The organism is SAR86 cluster bacterium (assembly GCA_023703535.1).
Lineage (GTDB): Bacteria > Pseudomonadota > Gammaproteobacteria > Magnimaribacterales > TMED112 > TMED112.
The window spans coordinates 397,876-414,633 of sequence record CP097967.1; the positions used below are offsets into that span (position 1 = coordinate 397,876).

General features: G+C 34.4%; 14 protein-coding genes and 1 riboswitch. Of the genes, 5 read left to right on the forward strand and 9 right to left on the reverse strand.

Annotation, left to right across the window (positions count from 1 at the left end; all coding sequences use genetic code 11):
• Positions 1-34: 34 nt before the first annotated feature.
• Both M9B42_02210 and M9B42_02215 read right to left on the reverse strand, forming a co-directional pair.
• Positions 35-1,297 carry an ammonium transporter gene (locus M9B42_02210; protein ID URQ64657.1) on the reverse strand — a complete coding sequence of 421 codons (1,263 nt, stop codon included), beginning with the start codon at positions 1,295-1,297 and terminating at the stop codon, positions 35-37.
• 15 nt (positions 1,298-1,312) lie between these two features.
• On the reverse strand, positions 1,313-1,909 hold the full coding sequence (locus M9B42_02215) for a TorF family putative porin (protein ID URQ64658.1): 597 nt from the start codon (positions 1,907-1,909) through the stop codon (positions 1,313-1,315).
• A gap of 68 nt (positions 1,910-1,977) precedes the next feature.
• Positions 1,978-2,028: riboswitch (Glutamine riboswitch) on the reverse strand.
• Positions 2,029-2,231: 203 nt separating this feature from the next.
• On the opposite strand from M9B42_02215, the gene gltB reads away from it, so the two are divergent.
• Together gltB and M9B42_02225 are read left to right on the forward strand one after the other, a co-directional pair.
• On the forward strand, positions 2,232-6,641 hold the full coding sequence (gene gltB, locus M9B42_02220) for a glutamate synthase large subunit (GenBank protein URQ64659.1): 4,410 nt from the start codon (positions 2,232-2,234) through the stop codon (positions 6,639-6,641).
• Positions 6,641-8,029: a glutamate synthase subunit beta gene (locus M9B42_02225; protein URQ64660.1), complete on the forward strand. Its 1,389-nt coding sequence runs from the start codon at positions 6,641-6,643 to the stop codon at positions 8,027-8,029. Before gltB ends, M9B42_02225 begins: the two co-directional genes overlap by 1 nt.
• 109 nt (positions 8,030-8,138) lie before the next feature.
• On the opposite strand, the gene M9B42_02230 is transcribed toward M9B42_02225, so the two are convergent.
• From M9B42_02230 to M9B42_02245, 4 genes are all read right to left on the reverse strand, one after another.
• Entirely contained in the window at positions 8,139-8,528 is a 390-nt protein-coding gene (locus M9B42_02230) for a hypothetical protein (protein URQ64661.1), read from the reverse strand.
• Positions 8,529-8,633: 105 nt separating this feature from the next.
• The gene (locus M9B42_02235; protein ID URQ64662.1) at positions 8,634-8,903 is read right to left on the reverse strand and encodes a hypothetical protein; all 270 of its coding nucleotides are present in this window, start codon (positions 8,901-8,903) and stop codon (positions 8,634-8,636) included.
• 248 nt (positions 8,904-9,151) lie between these two features.
• Positions 9,152-9,625, reverse strand: coding sequence for a hypothetical protein (locus M9B42_02240; protein ID URQ64663.1), 474 nt, complete (start codon positions 9,623-9,625; stop codon positions 9,152-9,154).
• A 10-nt stretch (positions 9,626-9,635) separates the two neighbouring features.
• Entirely contained in the window at positions 9,636-10,169 is a 534-nt protein-coding gene (locus M9B42_02245) for a GNAT family N-acetyltransferase (protein URQ64664.1), read from the reverse strand.
• Between the two features lie 29 nt (positions 10,170-10,198).
• On the opposite strand from M9B42_02245, the gene infA reads away from it, so the two are divergent.
• On the forward strand, positions 10,199-10,417 hold the full coding sequence (gene infA, locus M9B42_02250; protein ID URQ64665.1) for a translation initiation factor IF-1: 219 nt from the start codon (positions 10,199-10,201) through the stop codon (positions 10,415-10,417).
• Here infA and M9B42_02255 read toward each other — a convergent pair.
• Genes M9B42_02255 through icd form a run of 3 tightly spaced genes read right to left on the reverse strand, consistent with a single transcriptional unit; the run spans position 10,410 to position 14,221 of the window.
• Positions 10,410-12,629 (reverse strand): ATP-dependent Clp protease ATP-binding subunit, encoded by a 2,220-nt coding sequence (locus tag M9B42_02255; protein ID URQ64666.1) that lies wholly within the window; start codon positions 12,627-12,629, stop codon positions 10,410-10,412. The genes infA and M9B42_02255 overlap by 8 nt on opposite strands.
• A gap of 13 nt (positions 12,630-12,642) precedes the next feature.
• Positions 12,643-12,966 (reverse strand): ATP-dependent Clp protease adapter ClpS, encoded by a 324-nt coding sequence (gene clpS, locus M9B42_02260; protein ID URQ64667.1) that lies wholly within the window; start codon positions 12,964-12,966, stop codon positions 12,643-12,645.
• Position 12,967: 1 nt separating this feature from the next.
• Entirely contained in the window at positions 12,968-14,221 is a 1,254-nt protein-coding gene (gene icd / locus M9B42_02265; GenBank protein URQ64668.1) for an NADP-dependent isocitrate dehydrogenase, read from the reverse strand.
• 66 nt (positions 14,222-14,287) lie between these two features.
• Between icd and mnmA the strand changes: the two genes are divergently transcribed.
• Together mnmA and purB are read left to right on the forward strand one after the other, a co-directional pair.
• Positions 14,288-15,427 carry a tRNA 2-thiouridine(34) synthase MnmA gene (gene mnmA, locus M9B42_02270; protein URQ64669.1) on the forward strand — a complete coding sequence of 380 codons (1,140 nt, stop codon included), beginning with the start codon at positions 14,288-14,290 and terminating at the stop codon, positions 15,425-15,427.
• Positions 15,420-16,757 (forward strand): adenylosuccinate lyase, encoded by a 1,338-nt coding sequence (gene purB / locus M9B42_02275; GenBank protein URQ64670.1) that lies wholly within the window; start codon positions 15,420-15,422, stop codon positions 16,755-16,757. The genes mnmA and purB overlap by 8 nt, the downstream gene beginning before the upstream one ends.
• Position 16,758 lies beyond the last annotated feature (1 nt).

Sequence of the window (16,758 nt, forward strand, 5' to 3'; positions counted from 1 at the left end):
GGGCTAGTTTTGTCTTTAGTTTTCTCAAAAAATTCTAGAATTCTGGGTATGCTTCGATACCAATCTCTTCGGCATCCAAACCTTTCTTCTGAATTTCATCTGAAGCTCGAACTGGTGCAACCATATTAAGTAAGAATAAGAATGCATAAGTCAGAACGAAACCCCATAACATTATTGCTAAAACGCCAACTGCCTGTCCGCCAAAAGTAGCATCAGAGTTGGTAAATGGAACAACCATAACACCAAATATTCCTGCAGTTCCGTGTGCTGAGATTGCACCAACAGGGTCATCAATCTTCAAGAATTGCTCTATGAAGACAAGTGATCCGTAGCAAAGTAAACCTCCTATAGCACCAATTAAGACAGCTTCATAACCAGAAGGTGTATGGGGTGATGCTGTAATAGCAACTAAGCCAGAAATAGCTCCATTCAGAGCATATATGATATTAGTTTTACCAAAGAATATTCTGGCTACTAGTAAACATGCGACTACACCTCCACAAGCTGCCAAGTTAGTATTCATAAAAACATGGGCAACGGCATTAGCATTTTCTGCAGTATCTATAGCTAATTGAGATCCGCCGTTGAACCCAAACCATCCAAGCCAAAGGATAAAAGTACCTAATGCTGCAATGGGGATATTTGCACCATATAGCTTATTTGTTTTACCATCGCTTGAATATTTACCTACCCTTGGTCCAATAAATATAGCTGCTGCTAGAGCACAGGCTGCACCCAATAGGTGAACCGTACCTGAACCAGCATAATCTGAGTATCCATATCCATCATCAGCAGTAAGAAATCCTCCACCCCAATTCCAGAAGCCTTGTACTGGGTAAATGAAAAACGCGATTACTGCTGCTAATCCAAAGAATGGCCATTGGTTCATTCTTTCTGCGACAGCACCAGAAACTATTGAAACAGCTGTTGCTACAAAAACGACTTGAAAGAAGAAGTCTGCAGCTGACGCGTAATATGGTGTGCCATCGTCCTCTAGGTTTTGAACTGAAGCATCACCTCCAAATTCACTAAAACCAAAACTAAAATCAAAATCAGGTATGATGCCTCTCCAGCTGTCACCGGCATACATTGCGTTATAACCTGCTAGCAAAAACATACAACATGCTATTGAGTACAGTCCAATATTTTTAGTTACAATTTCAGCTGTATTTCTTCTACGAACAAAACCAGCCTCGAGCATTGTAAATCCTGCTGCCATCCACATGACTAAAGCTCCAGCCATAAGTGTGTAAAACGTATTAAAAGCGTAACTTATTTCAAATAATTGATCTTCCATAATCTAGCCTCTTAATTAAAAAGATGCTCCGACTGTAAAGAACAGTCCATCTTCATCCTCTAATCCTGATGCAGCCTCTGCACTAAAAGAACTATAGCCTACTGAGGCATCATAATCGCCAAGTGAGAAACCATAACCTAGTAAGAAATTACTTCCAGTATCCTCATAGTCACCAAAAGAAACTGAAAAATCACCAAATCCATAAGATACGTCATAGTAATCTCCAAATTCATCTCCGATGTAATAAGAAAAGCCTAAATTTCCATACGAAAAGGCTAAATAAACTTCTGAAAAGTCAGCATCATCTACCTCCGGATAGCCATAATTTATATAGCCGATATCGTAACCAAAGCCACCTTCAATCTCGCCAGAATAGCCAAAGTATGTATCGAGCTCTAAACCTGCTCCACCGAACGAAACATTTGATCCCCAAGTGCCAGCATAAAAGCCGCTCTCGGAGCTATAATCAAAACCACCACTGTAGCCGGGAGAATCCATTGTTTGTGTCATCCCTCGCCAGATGTAGTTTGATGAAAGAGTAAAGTTTGAAGATATATCTCCAAACACATACGTAGTCAGAAATAAGACTAAAGTCATCATTCCTTTTTTCATAAACATCTCCTTACAAAAAATATAAGTGTGTTAAGAATCTAAAGGGTCAAACCTTCATAGTGTATTGGTGCGCGTTCCTTCAGCTTTCGCTTACTTCCGTCCCCTAGGGGATGAACGATTAAGACGCTGCTCCTTTATTACCATGGAGTATGGTTTAACTTTTAACCCATGTTATATGGGCTCCTTTTAACCCATGGAGTATGGGGATGTAAACATCTTCTTTATAAACACAATTTATAAATTAACATTATCAAATTTAATATCTTATAAAATATTTGTCAATGCAAAATAATGAAATATCTAGTAATATTAATGTAAAGGAATGTTTTCAGAAGATTCACATAAAGATAGTTGTGGAACAGGTATATTATTCAGTAAAAATAATACTTCCAGCCATTCTATATTAAAAAGATCTATATCCTCGCTTCAATGCATGAGACATAGAGGTGCATTGAGTTATGACGGAAAAACCCCTGATGGCGTGGGCATAATGATCGATTTAGACCATAATTTTTTTCAAAAAAAATTACTTGATGAACAAAACTTAATACTTCCATCCAGGTTTGGTTTAGGGATGTTTTTTGTTAATAAAAAATTTCCATTTTTAGAATATTTAAAAGTTATTCTTGATGAGCACGAACTAAATCTTATAGCTTTAAGAGAATTAAAATTTGATGAAAGCATTTTAGGTGAGATGGCCAAAAAGTCATGTCCACAGATACTTCAAATCTTTGTAGAAAATAAAAAAAGAACTGACTCTAGTGATCAATTAGATGTAAATCTTTATAAAGCAAAAAAACTTTTTGACAAAAAATTTGATTTTGAACGCGAATTATATTGCTGCTCTTTCTCTGCTGATACTGTTGTCTATAAGGGCCTTGTAATGCCTTCAGAGTTTGACAGTTTTTATACTGATCTATCTGATACTTCACATCGAACAGCAAGTGTTATGTTCCATATAAGATTTTCTACAAACACGTCTCCAAAATGGCATTTAGCGCAACCATACAGAGTTATTGCGCACAACGGTGAAATAAACACCATTTCAGGAAATAGAAACTGGTCGCTAGCAAGAATGAATAATTTATCCTCAAAAAGATTTGGCAACATGAGGAAATATCAACCATTAGTTAACCAATCTGGCTCAGATTCCTCAAGCCTAGATAATATGATAGAAGTTCTAAAAGAGGGTGGAGTAAATATTGGAAGAGCTGCAAGAATGCTAATACCACCATCTTGGCAGAATACGGACTTAATGGACTCAGACGAAAAGGCTTTTCATGAGTATAACTCTATGCACATGGAAGCATGGGATGGACCTGCCTTAATATGCTTTCAAGATAAAAACTTTTTATCTTGCTTCCTCGATAGAAATGGATTGAGACCAGCAAAAATTGAATTTTTTAATGATGAGACTGTTTGTATCTCTTCTGAATTTGGATCAAATAACGACAATTTGAAAACAATAAAAACTGACAGATTGGGACCAGGTGGTCTTTTTGTATATGACAGGAATTCTCAAAAAATTTTAAAAGACAGAGATGTTGATGAAGTTTTGGCAAAAACAAATCCGTACAGGGAATGGTTGAAAAAAAATTCAAAACACTTAGAAGCTAATTTACATGAATATGCTGGACCTCAAATGCGTGAAATATCTGAAAAATACTTTAATGACTCAGCAAGAACATTCTGCCTTTCCAAGGAGGAGATTAATCTACTAGAAAAATATTCTGTGGAAGGAGGAGAGCCTACAGGTTCAATGGGAGATGACACTCCTCTTGCGCCAATTAGTGAATTTGTAAGATCCCCTTACGATCATTGCAGGCAAAAATTTGCTCAAGTCACAAATCCACCAATCGATTCTCTCAGAGAAAAGTATGTAATGTCTCTTGAAACTTGTATTGGTCCAGAACTAGATATTTTTGAAGAGACCTCTGAACATGCCAATAGGATTGTTGTGAACTCTCCTATTCTTTCACACAAAAAATTTAACCTACTTATAAAAAATAAAAAGTTCAAAGTGAAACGGTTCTTAATAGAGTACGAGAGAGAAGATTCTCTTGAAGAAAGTTTAATTAAATTATGTGAAGATGTGTTGGCATCGGTAAAGGAAAGTTACTCAATTATAGTACTTGATGAGAAGCAAACCTCATTCAATAAGCCTGTTATTCCAGCTCTTTTAGCAACATCAGCAATTCATAATTATTTGATCAAAAATAATCAGCGAGTTTCCTGCAATATTATTGTAAATACTGCCTCTGCAAGAGACACTCACCAAATAGCATGTTTAATAGGTTTTGGAGCAACATGTGTCCACCCTTGGCTTGGTCTTCAAACAGTTTTAAAAATTGGAAAACAAAGAGAATTAGATTCCCCAGGCAATGAACTTTGCGCATCTTATAGAAAGTCATTAAATAATGGTTTATTGAAAATAATGTCAAAGATGGGAATATCCAATATTTCCAGTTACAGAGGAGCAGGACTTTTTGAAGTTGTTGGATTTTCCGAAAAGATTAATAAAGTTTGCTTTCCCAAAAATGAAACACTTATTTTTGGCGATTGCTTTAAAGACATAGAAAGGAAATCTCTTGAAGTCATAGATAGTGATAAAGATAGTAAAATTTTGCCAAAAGGTCTTCATAAATTTGTTCATGGAGGAGAGGAGCATGCTTATCAGCCTGGTGTGGTAATTGAGTTACAGAACTCCCTCAAAGAAGGATCTTATGAAAAATTTAAGAATTTCTCAGAAATTATTAATGAAAGAAAGCCACTGGCTGTAAGAGATTTTTTTGAATTAAAGAAAAACGAAAAAACTATTGATCTTGAAGAAGTAGAACCAGTAGAAAGTATTTTAAAACGTTTCGATTCTGCAGGAATGAGTCTAGGTTCACTATCTCCTTTAGCCCATGAAACCCTTGCTGCTGCAATGAATGGTTTGGGCTGTCGTTCTAATTCAGGAGAAGGAGGTGAGGACAGGAAAAGGTTTGGAACTAATTTAATGTCGAAGATTAAACAAGTTGCCTCGGGAAGGTTTGGAGTAACTCCACATTATTTAGTTAACGCTGAGGTGTTACAAATAAAGATCGCCCAGGGAGCAAAACCTGGAGAAGGAGGCCAGCTACCTGGAGCTAAAGTGGATTCGTACATCGCTAAACTCAGGCATTCGAAACCAGGGATAACCTTGATTTCCCCTCCACCTCATCATGATATTTACTCAATTGAAGACCTTGCTCAACTTATTTATGATCTTAAACAAGTAAATCACAAAGCACTTGTTTCAGTTAAGCTTGTTTCAGAGCCAGGTGTTGGAATTGTCGCTGCAGGAGTAGTAAAAGCAAATGCCGATTTTATTACTATTTCGGGACATGATGGTGGTACTGGTGCAAGTCCAATATCATCAATAAGATATGCAGGCTCTCCATGGGAGACTGGATTATTTGAAACACAAAATATCCTACTTCAAAGCAACCTTAGGTCTAGAGTTAAACTTCAAACAGATGGTGGACTAAAGACTGGATTAGATGTAATAAAAGCTGCAATTTTTGGTGCAGATTCCTTCGGCTTTGGTACGGCGCCAATGATTGCAATGGGGTGCAAGTATTTGAGAATTTGTCATCTGAATAATTGTGCTACTGGTGTTGCTACTCAACAATTGAGAATTATCAATGATCATTTTCTTGGTGAGGTGGAAAAAGTTCAAAATTATTTTATTTTTGTCGCAAAAGAAATAAGAGAGATTCTTGCTGCACTGGGTTATAAGTCGATTGAAGAAATTATTGGCAAATCTGATTTGCTTGAATTAAAAAAAGAGTACTACGAAAGATCGACAAAAATGGGTCTAGATAAACTTTTATTTAGATTTAGACCTAATAAATCTCAACTGAATACTAAGGCTCAAAACAATATAAATAAATCCTTGAATGATGAATCTTTATCAAATCTTATCTCAGAGAAAATATCCAAAAATATAGAGAAAGGCAAAGGAGGTGCATTTAGTTTTAAGATCTCTAATACCCATAGATCAATAGGTGCTGAAGTATCTGGAATGATATCAAGGACTCATAGTGAAAAGGGTATGCCAGAGAGGCTTATTTTGAACTTCAAAGGAACTGCAGGACAAAGCTTTGGTTGCTGGAATGCCAAAGGGCTTGAATTGAATTTAAAAGGTCTAGCAAATGATTATGTAGGGAAAGGAATGAATGGAGGAAAAATTGTAATTACAAAAGAAAAACATCTAAAAGACGACAGATCAGTTTTACTTGGAAATACTTGTCTTTTTGGAGCTACAGGAGGAGAGTTTTACGCAAATGGTGTAGCAGGGGAAAGATTTGCAGTTAGGAATTCTGGTGCTAAGGCAATTATTGAAGGCGCAGGAGACCATTGTTGTGAGTACATGACTGGTGGTGAAGTAATTGTGCTAGGTTCAGTTGGGAATAATTTTGGTGCAGGAATGACAGGAGGCTTTGCATATGTATTTGATGAAGATAGAAGCTTTGTTGATCGATGCAATAAGGATCTTATTTCTTTTAATAGAATTACTAGCCAAGAAATGGAGGCTCATAGAAGCTATCTAAAAGACAGAATTTTCCAATTTATAAAAGAAACTGACAGCAATGTTGGAAAAACAATTCTTGAAGACTTCGATAGATATAAAAGTCTATTTTGGATTATTACACCTTACGCAGAAAATCTCGAAAAGATAATAAAGAACACAAGAGAGGAAGCTGCATAATGTCTGAAAAAAACTATGAATTTATTGAAATTAAGAGGATAGAGCCAGAAACAAAAAGTTTGAATGTAAGAAAAGTAGATTTTTCCGAAATTTATGAGCAAACAAATATAAAAAAAGTTTCAGAACAGGCAAGCAGGTGTCTTGGATGTGGCAATCCATATTGTGAGTGGAAATGTCCTTTACATAATTACATTCCTGACTGGCTTAAACTTATAGAGGAAAATAGATTAGAAGAAGCAGCTGATTTATGTCATGAAACAAACGCTTTTCCAGAAATATGTGGAAGGATTTGTCCCCAAGAAAAACTTTGTGAGGGAGCTTGTACCTTAAACACTGGATATGAGGCTGTTACTATTGGCCAAGTTGAAAAATATATTTCTGATACAGCTTTGGAACAGGGATGGAAGCCGAAAAAATATTCAGAAAAACAAACCAAATTTCACGTATCAATAATTGGTGCTGGGCCAGCTGGATTAGCATGCGCTGAAACATTAATAAGAAGAGGAATAAACTGCACTGTTTATGATAAGTATTCTGAAATTGGCGGATTACTTACATACGGAATTCCAGAATTTAAGCTTGAAAAAAAAGTTGTTCTAAAAAGGAGAGAAATCTTAGAAGAGCTTGGAGTAAAGTTTGTTCTAAATTGTTGGGTAGATGATAAGAAAATAAAAGAAATTGAAACAGCAAGTGATGCTATTTTTTTAGGGCTGGGAACTTACGAATCTATTAAGGGAAAATATAAAGGGTTTGATAAGGATGGAGTAACTGAGGCTCTGCCATACCTCATTAAAAATACTGATTATTTAATGACTGATAGTGATTTTGAGGAATTAAATTTCAAAGGACAGAAAGTTGTTGTTTTAGGAGGCGGTGATACAGCAATGGATTGTGTAAGAACAGCGATAAGACAAGGAGCAAAAAGTGTAAAGTGTATTTATAGAAGAAGTAAAGAACATATGCCAGGATCTTCTAAAGAAGTTAAACATGCTGAAGAGGAGGGCGTTGAGTTTATTTTTAATACACAACCAGTTGAAGTAGAGGGAAATGGTTCGGTCAAAAAATTGAAAATCGTAACGACAAAATACGACGAAAATAAAAAATCGTTAGTTGAACAAAGCGGCTCAGAAAAGTTGCTTGATGTTGATCGTCTAATCGTAGCATTTGGATATAGCGCATCACCACAAGATTTTTTTATAAATAAAGGAGTGGAAATTGATAAAGATGGACTAGTAAAATTAGATAGAAATGAGTACAAGTATCAGACTTCTAATGAAAAATTTTTCGCTGGTGGAGATATGATTATGGGTTCTAGTTTAGCAGTTTATGCAATAGCACATGGAAGAGATGCGGCAAAAGAGATAATTAACTACTTAAAAAGCAATTAGAGCGAGTAACAGCCTTTTTAAGGCATAAATTTTAAAATCTAAGCCAACTCTTTAGAAAAAAACAAAAAAAGGGCTCAGAAGAGCCCTTTTTAGATAAATAAAAAATTATTTATGCTTTCTTTGGCCCCCAAACTAAACCTAACTGGAAAAGAACAATGACGGCACTTAAAGCCATTGCTACAGGACCACCTAAAGCAAGTGGTGAAGCAAGACTTGCTTCTAATCTTCCGCATGAAGCGCCTTCAATAGCGCATATTGACGCAGTATATGACTCAAATACATAACCAGCAATAAGTCCAGAGTTTGTGAAACTCGCTGCAACCAATACACAGTAAGCAGTTGTAAAGATCTTTCCAACCACATTATCACCGGCATCCCCTTGATAAATTGCATTTGCAAACCTAAACCCTAACCAAGTAAAGATTGCAAAACCTACAAAATACATTGCGTTACTAATAAGAAAAATATAAAACAAATTTAAATATTCATATTCACTCATAATAATTATCCTCCTAATACAAGATTAGAGCATTCAAAGACAGTTTTGTGTGACAATTTGATGAACTTAGGACCAGAAAAAAGGCTGAAAAAGGGTAGGTTAGCTTTATTTTGGGGGCGGAAACCAGATCATTGCCATTTGGAACAAAATTATAAATATATGAAAAATATAGGCAAAGGCTGGAGAAATAATCGGATTGACTAAATGAATAGTTAAAAACATCACTGCGACAAAAATACAAAAAAGTGAGCAAAAGATCTTTGCAACATTTCTAACAATATCTCCACGATTAATTGCTGCTCTTAAAGAATTTGCAAGATTAAATGAAATATAAGTTAAAACACTGAGACTTAAAAAATATATTCCTGGTTCCATATTAATATTTTACCTTTTTTTTAAAAATTTTCGAATTGAAGAAGAGGGTAAATAATTTTTTTTCATTTCCTAAATATTATTTTAACTATATATATAACTTCGCATAATATATATTATGTTAAATTAATAGTATAAATAAAAGTAGTCACTATATTAGCTCTACATGTGTATAAATGCGCCTAATAGCAGAATATAACTTATCGGTATTTTTGTGAAAAAGAATTATTTAACATAATCCAAGTAGTGAACTAAGAGAACCAAGAATGTTTACCAAACTGATTGGGTTCTACCCGTTTTTTATTATCTAAGTAGTACTTGAATCCCATCATTACACTTTCAATGTATGATTGAAGCTTATGTTTAACATATAAATTCCAGGCTAACCACTTTATTAGAGGATTTTTATAAGGTAAAGAGGGATTTACTCTTACCTTTAATGTAGAAATACTTCCTTTTTCTGAAACAATCCAATTTACAACTGTATCTCTTCTTTTCGCTCCTATTCTTAGATCGTAGCCATTCTCATGCCAATTAAATATTTCTCTGGTGTACTCTAATCCGCTAAAATAAAGCACTTTATCCATAGAATTGCTGCCTGGCCATGTAATAACTTCATTTTTCTTACAGAAAGGATGATATAGCTCCAATGCACCGGGTTTTCTTATAAGATCTAGTAATTCTTTTTTGGGAAGCTTAAATGAAGCCTCAGATTGTACATACATGTTAAATACCTTAAAAATTCTTTTCTAAATATGCAACTCCATATTTATTACTAAAAAAATGATCTTCAACTCTTCTAAACCCCATTTTTTCATGAAATTTTAAAGATTGTTTATTTATTGGTTCAATATTTGCCTCAGCACAAATAGTAAGCTGCTCATTAATATAATTTTTAAAAATATTTCCATACATAAATGAACCAAAACCCCTATTTTCAAAGCCTTTTTTGACTCCTACGCGGTCAATATATAGAAATTTTTTGTATTTTTTTTGAAAATATTGATAGTTTAGCGATTCATATGGAAGATCCTCTCTCATGCAAACTATAAATGCGCATATTTCTCTCTGAAATACCAAAAAACTTCCAAACGTAGATAATGCAATTAAATCCTCTAATTTGCTTAAATCCCCTAGGGAGCTAAGCATAGGCTTATGACTCTCATTTATCTCTAAAACTTCGCTTAAAGACGCCTTTTTAGCCTCTTTAAGATTAAATTGCTCTAAATTATTCATTTTTACAAAATTATTATTACAAAAAAGTGACATTTTTACTTTACTGATTACAATAATCTTTCATGGCAGGCAAAGATACTATTGAAATGCAAGGAAAGGTAATAGAGGTATTACCTAATACTGTTTTCAGAGTTCAGCTTGAGAATGATCATGTCATTACAGCACACATCTCTGGGAAAATGAGAAAAAACTATATCAGAATAATGAATGGTGATAATGTAACTGTAGAGCTCTCCCCTTATGATCTCAGCAAAGGAAGAATTACCTTTAGAACTAAGTAATTTTTTCTTTTTTCTTTACTTTAAAGTTTAATTGTTTCGCCTTAATTCCAACTAAGATTGTGTCACCTTTTTTTGCCTTATCATCTATGAGCATTGCGGAGACAGGTTTTTTAATATGCTTATCAACTGATCTTGACAAGGGTCTAGCACCAAGTTTCGCATCAAATCCTTCATCAAGTATCTTTTGCACCACAGCATCAGTCCACTCCAAATCAATTCCTTTAAGATTTAGCTTTGCCTGAACCTCAACAAGCAACTTTTCTACAACCGAATTTAAATTATTATTATCGAGCTTATTGAAGTTGATTATTCCATCAAGCCTATTTCTAAATTCAGGTGTAAAAGCTTTTGAAACAGCTTTTTCAAACTTATCTACCGATTCCTGTTCTATGAAGCCGACTGCCTCGTTATCTGCCTCAACTGCTCCAGTATTTGAAGTCATAACGATTATGGTATTTTTAAAATTAATATTTCTTCCATTGCTGTCTGTTAGAGTTCCATAATCAAGAACTTGTAGAAGAATATTAAAAATATCAGGATGTGCTTTTTCAATTTCATCTAAAAGAAGTACAGAGTGTGGCTTTTTATTAATCTCCTCAGTCAAATATCCGCCTTGATCGTAACCAACATATCCAGGAGGAGATCCTATTAGTTTTGAGATGCTGTGTTTCTCCATAAATTCTGACATATCTATTCTGACAAAATCTATACCAAGGAATTGTGCTAACTGTTTAGTGAGCTCAGTTTTTCCTACTCCTGTTGGGCCGGTGAATAGAAAAGATGATATTGGTTTTTCATCGTTACCAATACCTGCCTTAGCCGTTTTAATTGCTGCAACTACTGCCTCAACAGCATGATTTTGGCCAAAGATTACAGACTTAAGGTTCCCCTCAAGACTATTCAGGTTTTCCTTATTACTTGCGCTTAATTGCATTGCTGGAATTTTTGTAATTTTTGAAATTAAATTTTCAATATCTGATTTTCTTATTGTTTTACCCATATTTTTTGCAAGTTTCTTTTCTGAACCAGCTTCATCAATTAGGTCTATAGCTTTATCTGGAAGTTTAGAATCCTGTAAATATTTGTTGGACAACTCAACGGCAGACTTTAAGGCTTCTTTGGAATATGAAATACCATGAAATTCTTCAAATTTTCTTTTTAAACCATCAAGAATAGCTATAGTTTCATCTATTGACGGTTCATCAATTGGTATTTGTTGGAATCTTCTAGATAGCGAACTATTTTTTTCAAATACCTGCCTATACTCTTTATAAGTTGTTGCACCAACACACCTTACATCTCCTCTTGCTAATGCTGGTTTAAGTAGATTTGAAGCATCTAAAGCACCCCCTGATGCTGAGCCTGCTCCAATAATAGTATGAATTTCATCTACAAATAAAATTACATTTTCTTTTTTTTCTAAAAAGGAGGTTAGAGTCTTCATTTTTTTCTCAAAATCTCCTCTGTATTTTGTTCCTGCAACAAGACTACCTACGTCTAATGACATAACCTGATAATCTTTAAAAATTTTTGGCGCCCTACCCTCTGCAATAGCTTTTGCTAGTCCCTCAGCTATGGCGGTTTTACCAACACCAGACTCGCCAACAAGTACAGGGTTATTCTTTCTTCTTCTACCAAGTATTTGAAATAATCTCTCCAAGGTATCATCTCTACCAATCAAAGGATCAATATTGCCCTTTTCTGCCTCTTTATTTAAGTTTGTTAAAAAGTCTGGCAAAGTTTCAGGTTGCGATGTTGTCTTTTCTGCAGGGTCAGCTGTTTCAACAGATGTATTTTTTCCATGTGAAATATATTCAACGATATCTAATCTTGAAATATTTCTTCTGCTAAGCATGTACACTGCATAACTTTCTTTTTCAGAAAACAAGGCTGCTAAAAGATTTTCACCGTGAACTTCAGTTTTACCACTTGATTGAACGTGAAAAATAGCTCTTTGAAGAACTCTTTGAAATGCGAGTGTTGGCTGAATCTCTTTCTTCTCTTTAGTTTTCGGCACATTTTTTTTGATGTAATCCTTTACCTCTTTTTCTAAACTATTCACATCAACTGAAAGGTGTTCGAAAATTTTTCTAGAAGATTCCTCTTTGGTTAAAACCAAAAGTAGATGTTCAATTGTTACAAATTCTTCTGAATTTTCAGAGCATTCTTTGAAAAGTTCATTGAGTGCATTTTCTAAATCTTTTGAAAGCATATATCTAATATATCTAATCTTTTGCCAATTCTTCAATATCTGTTTTCAAAGGATGTTCATTTTCTTTTGAAAATCGATTTATCTGTTGTGATTTTGTTTCAGCAATTTCTTGTGAAAATGCGCCACAATAGCCTTTCCCGTCATTATGTATTTGAAGCATTATTTCAGTTGATTTTGCATGATCAAAACCAAAAAATTTCTGAATTACATACACAACAAACTCCATTGGAGTATAGTCATCATTAAAAAAAACTACGGCAAATAACGGCGGATGACCAACTTGTGTCTCCTCTTCCTCTAACTGGACATTTCCAGTAGTAAATGTTTCTTCAGGCATTTTAGAATTTTTTGATTAGATGTTCGCCAAAATCTGAACAACTTACTTCAATCGGATCATCAATCAATCTAGCAAAATCATAAGTTACTGTTTTTTTCTTGATGGTTTTTTCCATTGCAACCAAAATCATATCAGCTGCTTCGGTCCATCCTAAATGCCTTAACATCATTTCAGCAGATAAAATTAACGAACCAGGATTTACTCTATCTTGTCCAGCGTATTTTGGCGCAGTTCCATGCGTCGCTTCAAAAATTGCTATTTCATCCCCTAAGTTTGCTCCGGGTGCTATTCCAATGCCTCCAACTTGTGCAGCCAAAGCATCAGATATATAGTCACCATTTAAATTTGGTGAAGCTAGCACATCATACTCTGCAGGTCGGTGAAGAATTTGTTGCAAGAATGCATCACAGATTACATCTTTAATAATAATTTCATTTCCGTTGTTTGGATTTATCATTGAATGCCATGGACCACCATCAATTGGCTTTGCGTCAAACTCTTCTTCTGCAAGTTCGTAACCCCAATCTCTAAACGCCCCCTCGGTAAATTTTTGAATATTCCCTTTATGAATTAGGGAAACCGACTTCCTATCATTTTTTATTGCATATTCAAATGATTTCCTTATGAGTCTTTTGCTGCCCTCTTCTGAAACAGGTTTAATTCCTATTCCGCAATTTTCAGGAAATCGTATTTTTTGCACATCAAATTGCTCTTTTAGAACTTTAATAAGTTTTTTTGCTCCGTCAGTATTAGATTCAAATTCAACACCAGCGTAAATATCTTCAGAGTTTTCTCTAAAAATTACCATATCCACAAGCTCAGGATGTTTCACGGGGCTTGGAGTTCCTTTAAAATACTTAACTGGTCTTAAGCAAACATATAGATCTAGTTCTTGTCTCAAAGCTACATTTAATGATCTTATACCCCCTCCAACTGGTGTTGTAAGTGGTCCTTTTATAGAAACGATGTATTCTTTACACAACTCTAAAGTTTCTTTTGGAAGCCATTCGTCAGCACCGTAAACTTTTACTGATTTTTCACCACAAAAAACTTCCATCCAGCTGATTTTTCTTTTACTTCCATAAGCAGCCTCTACAGATGCATCAACTACCTTCTTCATTACTGGGGTAATATCAATTCCAATACCATCGCCCTCTATAAATGGAATAATAGGATTATCTGGAACAACAAGTTTGCCTTGTTTTAGAGTAATTTTTTCGCCTTTGGCTGGTACTTTTACTTTTGATGAGTTCATGTTGATTAAATCGTGCTTGATTATACTTACATTTGCATTAAATATTAAGACTTAATTTAAATTGATATGAATAAAAGTAAGAAAGTAATAGTAGGAATATCAGGAGGCGTTGATTCCTCCGTTGCAGCATTATTATTAAAATCATCGGGTTTTAATGTTCAAGGGCTGTTCATGCAAAATTGGACCAATGAAACTCCAAATATTAAGTGCACATCTGAGGAAGATTACAAAGATGCTGAAAAAGTTTGTGATCAAATTGGCATACCCTTAATGAAAGCAAACTTTTCATCTCAGTATTGGGAGAAAGTTTTTGAAAATTTCCTAGATGATCATCACCGAGGATTAACGCCTAATCCAGATATTCTTTGCAATAAAGAAATAAAATTCAGAGCATTTCTTGATTATTGTCTTGATATTGGAGCTGATTATATTGCAACTGGACATTATGTCAGGACAAAAGTTTCTGGGAGCAACTCAAAATTACTAAGAGGGTTTGATGAAAAAAAAGATCAGTCATATTTTTTGCATCAAGTAAAAGGGAAAGATTTAAATAGAGCAATATTTCCACTTGGAGAACTAAAGAAAACTGAAGTAAGAAAGATAGCTTCAGACAACAAACTATTGACTATGAATAAGAAAGACTCTGTAGGAATCTGTTTCATTGGTAAAAATAATTACAATGTTTTTATTTCTAATTTTTTAGGAAAAAAACCCGGCTCGATTTTAGATGAGCATGGAGAAAAATTGGGCAATCATCAAGGGCTTATGTACTTTACTCTTGGCCAAAGACAAGGAATTGGTATTGGAGGAGTAAAAGGTAAATTGCAAGACTCTTGGTATGTTGCTCATAAAAATATTGAAAATAATGAGCTGACTGTTGTTCAGGGTGGTTCACATCCACTGTTATATAGTGATGGTTGTTTTGTAGAAAAGTTGCACTGGATTGACGATCAAATTTTTGATGAAAAAAATCTTAAAGTTCAGATTAGATACCAATCAAAAGCAGTTAGTTGCAAGCTTAAAAAAGTTAAAGGGTGCTATAAAATTATTTTTGACAAGCCTGAGTTGGCAGTTACTCCTGGACAGTCAGCTGTATTGTATTCAGGAGAGGAATGTTTAGGCGGTGGAATTATAAAGGAAAGAATTTCAAAAGATTTTTACAACTGGGCAGAAAATCGAGGTTATAATTACCAAGTCTATGGATGAGACAAATCTGAGGAACCTCTCTCCTCTTGATGGAAGATACCGCGATAAAACAAAAGAAAGTCGTGAGATATTCTCTGAAGAATCTTTGATTAATAAAAGATTAACTGTTGAGTTAAAGTGGCTCAAATTTTTTATAAAAAACTTCAGAAAAGATCTTATTAAAAAATCAGACTTTAAAAAGCTCGATTCACTTCTAAAAAAATTACCAAAAAATTTACCCTTGAAAGTAAAAGAGATAGAGAAAACTACAAATCATGATGTTAAAGCAGTTGAACTTGCTTTAGGCGAAAAATTTAAACAAAAAGAATTTAAGAATTTAATTCATATTTTTCTGACTTCAGAAGATGTAAATAGTTTTAGCTATGCAATTATGATGAAGGAGATTCAGAATGCATCACAAAACTGGGTTCAAGAAGTGATTTCAATATTAAACAAAATGAGATCGAAATATGCAGATTTGGCAATGCTTTCTAAAACTCATGGACAGCCTGCAAGCCCTACTACTTTAGGTAAAGAGATCAATGTTTTTAAAACTAGGCTTGAAAGAGAAATTAAGACTATGAAGCAACTTCAAGCAAGAGCAAAATGGGGAGGAGCTACAGGAAATTACAATGTGCATCAGCTAGTTTTCAAGAAAAATTGGGTAACAATATCAAGAAAATTTTTGAAAGAGTCAGAAGTTGAACTGTGTGAAGTAAGCACTCAAATTGAACCACACGATTTTATGGCAGAGCAATTCAATTCTATGCAAAGAATTTCAAATATTTTACTGGACCTTTCCAGAGATATTTGGACATACATATCAATGGATTATTTCAAATTGAAAGTTCTTAAAAGTGAAGTTGGCTCGTCAACAATGCCACATAAAGTTAATCCTATAGATTTTGAAAATGCAGAAGGAAATCTAGGTTTATCAAACGCTTTATTTTCTCATCTCTCAGAAAAATTACCTATTTCCCGACTTCAAAGAGATCTGTCTGATTCAACAGTGCTTAGGAGCATTGGTTCTGCTTATGGATATTTCGAGCTTTCTGTAAATTCTCTACTCAAAGGCCTTAATAAACTCGAGGCAAATAGAGCTATTATTGGTAAAGAATTAGATGGAAAATACGAAATTTTAACTGAAGCAATTCAAACCTTTCTAAGGCTTGAGGGTGTTGTTGAGCCTTACGAAAAGGTGAAGAAAATATCACGTGGAAATGCGATGGATAAAGAGACTTATTTAAAAATCATAGATGAATTAGTAGTTGATAAAAGTCATAAAAAAACTCTAAAAAATTTAACTCCTCAAACATACGTGGGAATTGCTGAAGAGTTAGCTAAATTATAAG

Excerpts from the sequence above, each read along its gene's own strand:
- M9B42_02210 (URQ64657.1), bottom strand. The coding sequence starts at position 1,297 with ATGGAAGATCAATTATTTGAAATAAGTTACGCTTTTAATACGTTTTAC.
- M9B42_02215 (URQ64658.1), bottom strand. The coding sequence starts at position 1,909 with ATGAAAAAAGGAATGATGACTTTAGTCTTATTTCTGACTACGTATGTG.
- gltB (URQ64659.1), top strand. The coding sequence starts at position 2,232 with ATGTTTTCAGAAGATTCACATAAAGATAGTTGTGGAACAGGTATATTA.
- M9B42_02225 (URQ64660.1), top strand. The coding sequence starts at position 6,641 with ATGTCTGAAAAAAACTATGAATTTATTGAAATTAAGAGGATAGAGCCA.
- M9B42_02230 (URQ64661.1), bottom strand. The coding sequence starts at position 8,528 with ATGAGTGAATATGAATATTTAAATTTGTTTTATATTTTTCTTATTAGT.
- M9B42_02235 (URQ64662.1), bottom strand. The coding sequence starts at position 8,903 with ATGGAACCAGGAATATATTTTTTAAGTCTCAGTGTTTTAACTTATATT.
- M9B42_02240 (URQ64663.1), bottom strand. The coding sequence starts at position 9,625 with ATGTATGTACAATCTGAGGCTTCATTTAAGCTTCCCAAAAAAGAATTA.
- M9B42_02245 (URQ64664.1), bottom strand. The coding sequence starts at position 10,169 with ATGTCACTTTTTTGTAATAATAATTTTGTAAAAATGAATAATTTAGAG.
- infA (URQ64665.1), top strand. The coding sequence starts at position 10,199 with ATGGCAGGCAAAGATACTATTGAAATGCAAGGAAAGGTAATAGAGGTA.
- M9B42_02255 (URQ64666.1), bottom strand. The coding sequence starts at position 12,629 with ATGCTTTCAAAAGATTTAGAAAATGCACTCAATGAACTTTTCAAAGAA.
- clpS (URQ64667.1), bottom strand. The coding sequence starts at position 12,966 with ATGCCTGAAGAAACATTTACTACTGGAAATGTCCAGTTAGAGGAAGAG.
- icd (URQ64668.1), bottom strand. The coding sequence starts at position 14,221 with ATGAACTCATCAAAAGTAAAAGTACCAGCCAAAGGCGAAAAAATTACT.
- mnmA (URQ64669.1), top strand. The coding sequence starts at position 14,288 with ATGAATAAAAGTAAGAAAGTAATAGTAGGAATATCAGGAGGCGTTGAT.
- purB (URQ64670.1), top strand. The coding sequence starts at position 15,420 with ATGGATGAGACAAATCTGAGGAACCTCTCTCCTCTTGATGGAAGATAC.